Source organism: Bradyrhizobium cosmicum (assembly GCF_032290525.1).
GTDB classification, from domain to species: domain Bacteria; phylum Pseudomonadota; class Alphaproteobacteria; order Rhizobiales; family Xanthobacteraceae; genus Bradyrhizobium; species Bradyrhizobium cosmicum_A.
This window is the reverse complement of record NZ_JASXTA010000012.1, coordinates 207,360-219,694: the sequence shown is the minus strand read 5'-3', so window position 1 is coordinate 219,694 and position 12,335 is coordinate 207,360. Positions and strand designations below refer to the sequence as shown.

The window sequence follows — 12,335 nt, the reverse complement described above, 5'->3', positions numbered from 1 at the left end:
TCATGGCAATCGGAAAGCGTTTGAAGAAGGCCCGCGAAGGCATTGATCGCGAAAAGCTTTACCCGCTCGCGGAGGCCATCAAGATGGTCAGGGAGCGCGCCAAGTCGAAGTTCGACGAGACCATCGAGGTCGCGATCAATCTCGGCGTCGATCCGCGTCACGCCGACCAGATGGTCCGCGGCGTCGTGACCCTGCCGAACGGCACCGGCCGTACGCTCCGCGTCGGCGTTTTCGCCCGCGGCGCCAAGGCCGATGAGGCCAAGGCTGCGGGTGCCGATGTCGTCGGCGCCGAGGACCTGGTCGAGAAGGTGCAGAACGGCACGATCGATTTCGACCGCTGCATCGCTACTCCCGACATGATGCCGCTGGTCGGCCGCCTCGGTAAGGTGCTCGGCCCGCGCGGCCTGATGCCGAACCCGAAGATCGGCACCGTGACCATGGACGTCACCGGCGCGGTGAAGGGTGCCAAGGGCGGCTCGGTCGAGTTCCGTGTCGAGAAGGCCGGCATCCTGCAGGCCGGCGTCGGCAAGGCCTCGTTCACCGAGGAGAAGCTGGTCGAGAACATCAAGGCCCTGGCTGACGCTGTCTCCAAGGCCAAGCCGGCCGGCTCCAAGGGCACCTACATCCAGCGCGTTGCGGTGTCCTCGACGATGGGCCCCGGCGTAAAGGTCGAGCCGGGCACCATTCTCGGCTGAGGTTTGGAAATTGCATGAGGCGAGGGGCGGAATCGGGCAACCGATTCCGCCCCTCGTCGTTTGTGGCGGCGTTCACCGGAAACAAGAACAATGGCTGACAAGGTCCTGATCTACTCGCGCTTCCCGAAGACGATGATGGCGCGCTTCGCCGAGCGGTTCGAACTGCTCGACACCGGCGGCAAACCGCCGCGGGAGGTGTTTCCGGCGAAAGAGTTGAGCGGTGTCCGCGCGATGCTCACCGCGGGCGGCTCGCCGCTGGATGCCGAGGCGATGGACCTGTTTCCGAAGCTCGGCACTATCGTCTGCTACGGCACCGGCTATGACGGCGTCGACCTCAAGGCCGCTGCCGCCCGCAACATCGCGGTCGGCCACAGCCCTGGCGCCAATGCGGCCTCGGTCGCCGACATCGCCATGACCCTGATGCTGGCGACGACACGGCGGATCCTGGTTGCCGACCAGTATGTCCGCAGCGGCGATTGGGCCGCATCGAAGCCGTCGCCGATGATGCGGCCCCAGGCCGGCATGCCCGGCCGCCGCATCGGCGTCTACGGCATGGGCGAGATCGGCCGCAAGATCGCCGCGCGCTGCGCCGCGTTCGAAAGCGACATCGGCTATTTCAGCCGCAGCAAGTACGATCTGCCCTATCAATATTTCCCGACGCTCGAGGCGCTGGCCGACTGGTGCAGCGTGCTGATGATCGCGGTGCGGGCAGGGGCCGAGACCCAGCATGCCGTCGACGCCGATATCCTCAGGCGGCTTGGCGTGGACGGCTATGTGGTCAACATCTCGCGCGGCTCGGTGATCGACGAGAAGGCCCTGGTTGCGGCGCTCACCGACAAGACCATTGCCGGCGCCGGCCTCGACGTCTTCGAGAAGGAGCCGCACGCCCCCGACGCGCTGACGGTGCTGCCGAATGTGGTGTTCGCCCCGCACATTGGCGGCCACACCCTCGAATCGCACGTTGCCATGCAGAATTGCGTGCTGGCGAACCTCACCGCGTTCTTCGAGGGCAAGCCGCTGCCTTACGGGGTCAAATCGTCCTGAATCGGACCTTATCGGCCCAGGTCAAGCCCAGCCGGCAATCGATTGGAAGTGGTGCGAATTTTGCCCTTGGCAAGAGGGCTCCGAGCGGTTAAAGAACCGCTTCCGGACGTGCCGGCCTCGGCTGGCGCGTTCGTGCACGCATTCCGAAAACTCGACAAGACAGGAGATCATTCCTTTTCAGGACGTCCGTGAGGATTTGCCGGAAAAGGAAGGAAAACCCGTCGGTTGGTGGAATGCGGGCAGGGGTCGGACGGTTCGCCGGCTGACCTTGTCCTGTCCAAGACTGCAGGCGCCCGCGCGAAATTTCGATTTCTCAACGGCTTAATCGCATGGCCTGCATAGACGGGTGAAGACCGGATTTCACTTCGCCTTCCACCTTAAGGGTGGCTGCGGAACGGGTCTGGTTCGGACCTCGACACGCCGTGGGCCTTAACGGGCTCCCGGAGGGCAGGCTTTGAATTGTCGTCTCGCCCGGCGCGTGTCCGAAGGGTTTTGCCCCGAGGTTCAGGTTTTGGGTGGGACGATGGGTGCAACCCGGCGGTCCCGCTTCTTGCGATGACCGCCAACCGGAAAGAGCTTGCTGTGGAACGAGCGGCAAAAAAGGAAGCGGTCGAACAGCTCAATGGGGTCTTCAAGACCACGAGCGTCGCGGTCGTTGCCCAATATTCCGGCCTGACCGTTGCCCAGATGCAGAAGCTGCGGACGCAGATGAAGCAGGCTGGCGCCTCGGTGAAGGTCTCGAAGAACCGTCTCGCCAAAATTGCTCTTGAAGGCACTGACGTCGTTGCCATCGGCCCCATGCTGAAGGGACCGACCGTGATCGCCACTTCGAACGATCCGGTAGCGGCGCCGAAGGTCGCCATCGAATTCGCCAAGGCGAACGAAAAGTTCGTCATCATCGGCGGCTCGATGGGCAAGACCGTCCTGAATGTCGACGGCGTGAAGGCGCTTGCCTCGCTGCCGTCGCTTGACGAACTGCGCGCCAAGATCGTCGGCCTGCTTGTGGCCCCGGCGACCAAGCTCGCTCAGCTCGCCAATGCGCCCGCGGGCAAGCTCGCGCGCGTCATCCAGGCTCATGCCTCAAAGGGCGAAGCGGCCTGACGCCCTTCGCAAAACTCAAACCCGAACCAGACTTACACGTAAGGAAACTGAACAATGGCTGACTTGCAGAAGATCGTTGACGACCTCTCGAGCCTCACCGTGCTCGAAGCTGCCGAACTGGCGAAGCTCCTCGAAGAGAAGTGGGGCGTTTCGGCTGCCGCGGCTGTCGCCGTGGCCGGCCCGGCTGGCGGTGGCGCTGCCGCCGCCCCGGCGGAAGAGAAGACCGAGTTCACGGTCGTTCTGGCCGCTGCCGGCGACAAGAAGATCGAGGTCATCAAGGAAGTCCGCGCCATCACCGGCCTGGGCCTGAAGGAAGCAAAGGACCTCGTCGAGGGCGCGCCGAAGCCTGTCAAGGAAGGCGTAAACAAGGACGAGGCCGAGAAGCTCAAGGTCCAGCTCGAGAAGGCTGGCGCGAAGGTCGAGCTCAAGTAAGCGCAAGCTTGCCGGCACGAGATCCCGGGGCGCGCATCGAGCGGGGCCCGGGATCCTGGTCCTCCCTCAAGAGGGCGGGTCAGATGCAAAAGGCGTGCGACGGGACGTCCCGACGCAGGCCGAACACGAAAAAGTGTGGGGATTTGAGGGTTTGTCCCTCGAATCTGCACTATTGTCGCCCCATATCGGGTCGACAGCACGAAAGCGCGGTGGGCAGGGATGCCAGTTTCCCTGTAAGCCGTTGGGAGAGCAAGCTATTTCGGGCTTTTGCAGTCCGTAAGACAATCGTTGTGACGGGCGGGAGTGCCTATGCGCCCCGCGCGTCGTTTTGCGTTTTGAAGGTCTGAAGAACAGATTCAGGACATGACGGCCTGAAACTGGATTTTCGGTTCCCAAAAAACGGGTTCGAAAAATTCAACCCGGGGAGCGGTGGCAACCGCGTCCTGGACGGCGCGCCCAGAGCGGGCGACGAAATGAGAGGCCACGATGGCGCAGCAGACATTCACCGGTCGCAAACGCGTTCGCAAGTTCTTCGGACATATCAAGGAAGTGGCCGAGATGCCGAACCTCATCGAGGTTCAGAAGGCGTCCTATGACCAGTTCCTGATGGTCGACGAACCCCAGGGTGGTCGTCTCGACGAGGGTCTGCAGGCGGTGTTCCGTTCGGTGTTTCCGATCTCCGACTTCTCGGGCACCTCGATGCTGGAATTCGTCCGCTACGAGTTCGAGCAGCCGAAATATGACGTCGACGAGTGCCGCCAGCGCGGCATGACCTTCGCTGCGCCCCTCAAGGTGACGCTGCGCCTCATCGTGTTCGATATCGACGAGGAAACCGGCGCGAAGTCGGTGAAGGACATCAAGGAGCAGGACGTCTACATGGGCGATATCCCGCTCATGACGATGAACGGCACCTTCATCGTCAACGGCACCGAGCGCGTCATCGTTTCGCAGATGCACCGTTCGCCCGGCGTGTTCTTCGACCACGACAAGGGCAAGACCCATTCCTCGGGCAAGCTGCTGTTCGCTGCCCGCGTCATCCCGTATCGCGGCTCCTGGCTCGACATCGAGTTCGACGCCAAGGACATCGTCTATGCGCGTATCGACCGTCGCCGCAAGATTCCGGTGACGTCGCTGATGTTCGCCCTCGGCCTCGACGGTGAGGCGATCCTGTCCACGTTCTACAAGAAGATCCTCTACAAGCGGACCAAGGAAGGCTGGCGCGTTCCGTTCGACGCCAACCGTTTCCGCGGCTACTCGACCATCAACGACCTGATCGACGCCGATACCGGCAAGGTCGTGCTCGAGGCCGGCAAGAAGCTCACCGTTCGCGGTGCGCGTCAGATGCAGGAGAAGGGCCTGAAGGCGCTGCGTCTGTCGGATGAGGAACTCGTCGGCAACTATCTCGCCGAGGACCTCGTCAACCCGAAGACGGGCGAAATCCACGCCGAAGCCGGCGAGGAGATCACCGACAAGTCGATGAAGGCCCTCAACGAGCAGGGCTACAAGGAGCTGCCGCTGCTCGACATCGACCACGTCAATGTCGGCGCCTACATCCGCAACACGCTCTCGGCCGACAAGAACATGACGCGCGAGGACGCGCTGTTCGACATCTACCGCGTGATGCGTCCGGGCGAACCGCCGACGCTGGATTCGGCGCAGGCCATGTTCCAGTCGCTGTTCTTCGACGCCGAGCGTTACGACCTCTCCGCGGTCGGCCGCGTCAAGATGAACATGCGTCTCGACCTCGATGCGCCCGACACCCAGCGCACGCTGCGCAAGGAAGACATCCTCTCCGTCATCAAGACTTTGGTGGATTTGCGCGACGGCAAGGGCGAGATCGACGACATCGACCATCTCGGCAATCGCCGTGTGCGCTCGGTCGGCGAGCTGATGGAGAACCAGTACCGCATCGGCCTCCTGCGGATGGAGCGCGCGATCAAGGAGCGCATGTCCTCGGTCGACATCGACACGGTCATGCCGCAGGACCTGATCAACGCGAAGCCGGCGGCTGCCGCCGTGCGCGAGTTCTTCGGCTCCTCGCAGCTCTCGCAGTTCATGGACCAGACCAACCCGCTGTCGGAGATCACCCACAAGCGCCGCCTATCGGCGCTTGGACCGGGCGGTCTGACCCGCGAGCGCGCCGGCTTCGAGGTGCGCGACGTGCATCCGACGCATTACGGCCGCATCTGCCCGATCGAGACGCCGGAAGGTCCGAACATCGGCCTGATCAACTCGCTCGCGACCTTCGCGCGCGTGAACAAGTACGGCTTCGTCGAGACGCCGTACCGCAAGGTCAAGGACGGCCGCGTCACCGACGAGGTCGTGTACCTCTCGGCGATGGAAGAGGGCCGTTACACGGTCGCGCAGGCCAACGTGCCGCTCGATCCGAAGGGCCGCTTCACCGAAGACCTCGTGGTCTGCCGTCATGCCGGCGAAGTCTTGCCGGTGACGCCGGACAAGGTCGACTACATGGACGTGTCGCCGAAGCAGCTCGTGTCGGTGGCCGCGGCGTTGATCCCGTTCCTCGAGAACGACGACGCCAACCGCGCGCTGATGGGCTCGAACATGCAGCGCCAGGCGGTGCCGCTGGTTCGCGCAGAGGCGCCGTTCGTCGGCACCGGCATGGAAGGCGTCGTTGCCCGCGACTCGGGTGCCGCGATCGCGGCGCGCCGTTCGGGCGTGATCGACCAGATCGACGCGACCCGCGTCGTCATCCGCGCTACGGAAGATCTCGATCCGACCAAGTCGGGCGTCGATATCTACCGTCTGATGAAGTACCAGCGTTCCAACCAGTCGACCTGCATCAACCAGCGTCCGCTGGTCAAGGTCGGCGACATCGTCAGGAAAGGCGACATCATCGCCGACGGTCCGTCGACCGATCTCGGCGAGCTCGCGCTCGGCCGTAACGTGCTCGTCGCGTTCATGCCGTGGAACGGCTACAACTTCGAAGACTCGATCCTGCTCTCCGAGCGGATCGTCAAGGAAGACGTGTTTACTTCAATTCATATCGAAGAATTCGAGGTGATGGCCCGCGACACCAAGCTCGGGCCCGAGGAAATCACCCGCGACATTCCGAACGTCTCGGAAGAAGCGCTGAAGAACCTCGACGAAGCCGGTATCGTCTATATCGGCGCGGAAGTGCGCGCCGGCGACATCCTGGTCGGCAAGATCACGCCGAAGGGCGAAAGCCCGATGACGCCGGAAGAGAAGCTCCTGCGCGCCATCTTCGGCGAGAAGGCTTCCGACGTTCGCGACACCTCGCTGCGCGTTCCTCCGGGCGTGCAGGGCACGATCGTGGAAGTGCGCGTGTTCAACCGTCACGGCGTCGACAAGGACGAGCGTGCGCTGGCGATCGAGCGGGAAGAGATCGAACGTCTGGCCAAGGACCGCGACGACGAACAGGCGATCCTGGACCGCAACGTCTACAACCGTCTTGCCGAGCTGCTCGAAGGGCGGCAGGGCATCGCCGGTCCCAAGGGCTTCAAGAAGGACACCAAGATCACCCGTGCGGTGCTCGAGGAGTACCCGAAGTCGCAGTGGTGGCTGTTCGCTTCTCCGAACGACAAGCTGATGGCCGAGATCGAGGCCATGCGGAAGCAGTACGACGAGTCGAAGAAGGGGCTGGAACAGCGCTTCCTCGACAAGGTCGAGAAGCTTCAGCGCGGCGACGAATTGCCGCCCGGCGTGATGAAGATGGTCAAGGTCTTCGTCGCGGTGAAGCGCAAGATCCAGCCCGGCGACAAGATGGCCGGCCGCCACGGCAACAAGGGCGTGGTGTCCAAGATCGTGCCGATCGAGGACATGCCGTTCCTCGAGGACGGCACGCATGCCGACATCGTGCTCAATCCGCTCGGTGTGCCCTCGCGCATGAACGTCGGGCAGATCCTCGAGACCCATCTCGGCTGGGCCTGCGCCGGCCTCGGCAAGCGTATCGGCCAGACGGTCGATGCGTACCTGTCGAAGCAGGACATCAAGCCGCTGAAGGAAACCTTGAAGAAGGTCTACGGCGACGACGAGACGATCAAGTCGCTCAACGACAACGAATTGATCGAGCTCGGCCACAACTTGAGCCGTGGCGTGCCGATCGCGACGCCGGTGTTCGACGGCGCCAAGGAAGCCGACATTGAGGAGATGCTGAAGCTTGCCGGTCTCGACGCTTCGGGTCAGTCGACCGTCTATGACGGCCGCACCGGCGATCCGTTCGATCGCAAGGTGACGGTGGGCTACATCTACATGCTCAAGCTGCACCATCTCGTCGACGACAAGATCCATGCGCGTTCAATCGGTCCGTACTCGCTCGTCACCCAGCAACCGCTGGGCGGCAAGGCGCAGTTCGGCGGCCAGCGCTTCGGCGAAATGGAGGTGTGGGCGCTCGAGGCCTACGGCGCGGCGTACACGCTCCAGGAAATGCTGACGGTGAAGTCGGACGACGTCGCCGGCCGCACCAAGGTGTACGAGGCGATCGTGCGCGGCGACGACACGTTCGAGGCCGGTATTCCGGAATCGTTCAACGTGCTGGTCAAGGAAATGCGCTCGCTCGGCCTCAACGTCGACCTGCACAACTCCAAGATGGGTCCGGCGTCGACGTCGGAAGCGGCCGAGTAATTCGACCTTTCATGCCCGGCCGTCACGGCCGGGCATTGGCGCCCCTCCCGAGGCCTTGAGGGCAGGGCGCCCCGCTCGAGTGATTTTCGAATTTGCGGCCGGAGGCGACCGGCACGCGAGGAGAAGACGATGAACCAAGAAATTATGAATCTCTTCAACCCGACGACGCCGGCTCAGGTCTTCGACCAGATCCGGATCTCGATCGCGTCTCCAGAGAAGATTCTGTCCTGGTCCTACGGCGAGATCAAGAAGCCGGAGACCATCAACTACCGTACCTTCAAGCCCGAGCGCGACGGCCTGTTCTGCGCCCGCATCTTCGGGCCGATCAAGGACTACGAGTGCTTGTGCGGCAAGTACAAGCGCATGAAGTACAAGGGCATCATCTGCGAGAAGTGCTCAGTCGAGGTCACGCTGTCGCGCGTCCGGCGCGAGCGCATGGGCCATATCGAGCTCGCGGCCCCCGTCGCCCACATCTGGTTCCTGAAGTCGTTGCCCTCGCGCATCGGCCTTCTGCTGGACATGACGCTGAAGGATCTCGAGCGGATCCTCTACTTCGAATACTACGTCGTGCTCGAGCCGGGCCTCACCGCGCTCAAGGACCGTCAGCTGCTGTCGGAAGACGAGTATCTGAAGGCGCAGGACGAGTACGGCCAGGATTCCTTCACCGCCATGATCGGCGCGGAAGCGATCCGCGAGCTGCTCAAGGGCATGGATCTCGAGAAGCTCGAGGCCTCCTTGCGCATCGAGATGCAGGAGACCGACTCCGACATCAAGCACAAGAAGCTCGCCAAGCGCCTGAAGATCGTCGAGGCGTTCCGCCACTCCGGCAACAAGCCGGAATGGATGATCATGACCGTGGTCCCGGTGATTCCGCCGGACCTGCGTCCGCTGGTGCCGCTGGACGGCGGCCGCTTCGCGACCTCGGACCTCAACGACCTCTACCGCCGCGTCATCAACCGCAACAACCGCTTGAAGCGGCTGATGGAGCTGCGCGCGCCCGATATCATCATCCGCAACGAGAAGCGCATGCTTCAGGAGGCCGTCGACGCGCTGTTCGACAACGGCCGCCGCGGCCGCGTCATCACGGGCGCCAACAAGCGCCCGCTGAAGTCGCTCGCCGACATGCTCAAGGGCAAGCAGGGCCGCTTCCGTCAGAACCTGCTCGGCAAGCGCGTCGACTATTCGGGCCGTTCGGTGATCGTGGTCGGTCCCGAGCTGCGCCTGCATCAGTGCGGCCTGCCGAAGAAGATGGCGCTCGAGCTGTTCAAGCCGTTCATCTATTCGCGGCTTGACGCCAAGGGCCTGTCCACCACCGTGAAGCAGGCCAAGAAGCTGGTCGAGAAGGAGCGGCCCGAGGTCTGGGACATCCTGGACGAGGTCATCCGCGAGCATCCGGTGCTGCTCAACCGCGCGCCGACGCTGCATCGCCTCGGCATCCAGGCGTTCGAGCCCGTGCTGATCGAGGGCAAGGCGATCCAGCTTCACCCGCTGGTCTGCGCCGCGTTCAACGCCGATTTCGACGGCGACCAGATGGCCGTGCACGTTCCGCTGTCGCTTGAAGCGCAGCTGGAAGCGCGCGTCCTGATGATGTCGACCAACAACATCCTGCATCCGGCGAACGGACAGCCGATCATCGTGCCGTCGCAGGACATCGTGCTCGGTCTCTACTACGTCTCGATCATGCGCGAAGGCCTGCCCGGCGAGGGCAAGATCTTCGGCGACATGGCCGAGCTCGAGCACGCGCTGCACGCGAAGGTCATCCACCTCCACACCAAGATCAAGTATCGGTGGCAGGGCATGGATGAGACCGGCAAGGTCTCGACGCGGTGGATCGAGACCACCGCAGGCCGCGTCATGCTGGGCAATCTGCTGCCGAAGAACCCGCGCATCTCGTACGAGATCATCAACAAGCTGATGACCAAGCGCGAGATCTCCGGCGTCATCGACCAAGTCTACCGCCACTGCGGCCAGAAGGAGACGGTGATCTTCTGCGACCGCATCATGGCGCTCGGCTTCTACAACGCGTTCAAGGCCGGCATCTCGTTCGGCAAGGACGACATGGTCGTTCCGCACTCCAAGTGGAAGATCGTCGACACCACCCGTACGCTGGCGAAGGATTTCGAGCAGCAGTACAACGACGGCCTGATCACCCATGGCGAGAAGTACAACAAGGTCGTCGACGCCTGGTCGAAGGCCACCGAAGAAATCGCTAAGGCGATGATGAAGGAGATCTCCTCGACCAAGAAGACGGCGAGCGGGGCGGATGCCGACATCAACTCGATCTACATGATGGCTCACTCCGGTGCCCGCGGTTCGCCGGCCCAGATGCGCCAGCTCGCCGGTATGCGCGGCCTGATGGCCAAGCCGTCGGGCGAGATCATCGAGACGCCGATCATCTCGAACTTCAAGGAAGGCCTCTCGGTGCTCGAGTACTTCAACTCGACCCACGGCGCCCGCAAGGGTCTCGCGGACACCGCGTTGAAGACCGCGAACTCCGGCTACCTGACCCGTCGTCTGGTCGACGTGGCGCAGGACTGCATCATCACGCAGAACGACTGCGGCACCAAGCTCGGCATCAAGATGCGCGCCATCGTCGATGCCGGCACCGTGGTTGCTTCGCTCGGTTCGCGCATCCTGGGCCGCACGGCCTGCGAAGACGTGCGCGACAGCTCGGGCAAGGTGATCATCAAGCGCGGTACGCTGATGGAAGAGAGCCATCTGGACGCCATCCAGCAGGGTGGCGTGCAGGAGGTGAAGATCCGCTCGGCTCTGACCTGCGAGCTCGTCAACGGCATTTGCGGCATGTGCTACGGCCGCGACCTCGCCCGCGGCACGCCGGTCAACCACGGTGAAGCCGTCGGCGTCATCGCGGCGCAGTCGATCGGCGAGCCTGGCACCCAGCTGACCATGCGCACCTTCCACATCGGTGGTGCGGCGCAGCTCAACGAGCAGTCGTTCGTCGAATCCAACTTCGACGGCAAGATCGTGATCCGGAACAAGGCCATCGCCCGCAACAGCGAAGGCCACCTGGTCGCGATGGTGCGCAACATGGTGATCGCGATCGTCGATGCCGACGGCACCGAGCGTGCGACGCACCGTATCCAGTACGGCTCGCGCCTGCATGTCGACGAGGGCGACATGGTCAAGCGCGGCCAGCGCATCGTCGAGTGGGATCCCTACACCCGTCCGCTGCTCACCGAGGTCGAAGGCACCATCGGCTTCGAGGATCTGGTCGAGGGGCAGTCGATCTCGGAAACGCTCGACGAGGCCACCGGTATTGCCAAGCGCGTGGTCATCGACTGGCGCTCGACCCGCGGCGGCTCGGACCTGCGTCCGGCCATCGTGGTCAAGGGCAAGGACGGCAAGGTGCTCAAGCTCGCGCGTGGCGGCGATGCCCGCTACATGCTGTCGGTCGACGCCATTCTCTCGGTCGACGTCGGAGCAAAGGTCAATACGGGCGACATCCTCGCCCGTGTCTCGACCGAAAGCGCCAAGACGCGTGACATCACCGGCGGTCTGCCGCGGGTGGCGGAACTGTTCGAGGCACGGCGTCCGAAGGATGCGGCGATCATCGCCGAAATCGCGGGCACCATCCGGTTCGGACGCGACTACAAGAACAAGCGTCGCATCTCGATCGAGCCGATGGACAAGACCGACGAGCCGCGCGAGTACCTGATCCCGAAGGGCAAGCACATCCACCTTCAGGACGGCGACGTCGTCGAAAAGGGCGACTTCATCGTGGAAGGCAACCCGGCGCCGCACGACATCCTGGCGGTCAAGGGCATCGAGGAGCTTGCGGCCTATCTGGTCAACGAAATCCAGGAGGTCTACCGGCTCCAGGGCGTGCTCATCAACGACAAGCACATCGAGGTGATTGTCCGTCAGATGCTCCAGAAGGTGGAAGTCACCGACCAGGGCGACACGGACATGATCTCGGGCGAGCAGGTCGACAAGATCGAGTTCGACGCGCTCAACGAGAAGGCCAAGGAAGAGGGCAAGAAGATCGCCACGGGCACGCCGGTTCTGCTCGGCATCACCAAGGCGAGCCTCCAGACCCGCTCCTTCTTCTCGGCGGCCTCGTTCCAGGAAACCACCCGCGTCCTCACGGAAGCGGCGGTCAACGGCAAGGTCGATCCGCTCGAAGGCCTCAAGGAGAACGTCATCGTCGGCCGGCTGATCCCGGCGGGTACCGGCGCCTCCATGGCCAAGATCCGCGAAGTCGCCGTGAAGCGCGACAAGATGATCCTCGACGAGCGCGAGAAGCAGGCGGCGGTCGTGTCGCCCGCGCCGGAAGCGGAGCTTCCTGCGCTGCCGCCTGCGGAATGATCGTTCATCCGTAGGAATACCGAGGACAATGAAAAGGCCGGCGCGAGCCGGCCTTTTTGCTGCTTTGGTTACCTGTTGCGGTGCAGGATCAACCTTTGTTCATCTTTCCTTCAGGCGCAAAAGAGCTTCTGC

General features: G+C 63.3%; 6 protein-coding genes. All 6 read left to right on the top strand.

Annotated elements, in window-relative coordinates:
- Positions 1 to 2 precede the first annotated feature (2 nt).
- Complete coding sequence (rplA, locus tag QSV46_RS22535; RefSeq protein WP_314956894.1) at positions 3 to 695, top strand: 50S ribosomal protein L1; 693 nt, start codon at positions 3 to 5, stop codon at positions 693 to 695.
- Positions 696 to 785: 90 nt separating this feature from the next.
- Entirely contained in the window at positions 786 to 1,739 is a 954-nt protein-coding gene (locus QSV46_RS22530) for a 2-hydroxyacid dehydrogenase (RefSeq protein ID WP_314956892.1), read from the top strand.
- Positions 1,740 to 2,321: 582 nt separating this feature from the next.
- Positions 2,322 to 2,840, top strand: a complete 519-nt coding sequence (gene rplJ / locus QSV46_RS22525) for a 50S ribosomal protein L10 (protein WP_314956890.1) — start codon at positions 2,322 to 2,324, stop codon at positions 2,838 to 2,840.
- Positions 2,841 to 2,894: 54 nt separating this feature from the next.
- Positions 2,895 to 3,272, top strand: coding sequence for a 50S ribosomal protein L7/L12 (gene rplL / locus QSV46_RS22520; protein WP_094895389.1), 378 nt, complete (start codon positions 2,895 to 2,897; stop codon positions 3,270 to 3,272).
- 486 nt (positions 3,273 to 3,758) lie between these two features.
- On the top strand, positions 3,759 to 7,877 hold the full coding sequence (gene rpoB / locus QSV46_RS22515) for a DNA-directed RNA polymerase subunit beta (protein WP_314956885.1): 4,119 nt from the start codon (positions 3,759 to 3,761) through the stop codon (positions 7,875 to 7,877).
- A 129-nt stretch (positions 7,878 to 8,006) separates the two neighbouring features.
- A complete protein-coding gene (rpoC, locus tag QSV46_RS22510; protein WP_314956883.1) occupies positions 8,007 to 12,203 on the top strand; it encodes a DNA-directed RNA polymerase subunit beta' in 4,197 nt (1,398 codons plus the stop codon).
- Positions 12,204 to 12,335: the final 132 nt, after the last annotated feature.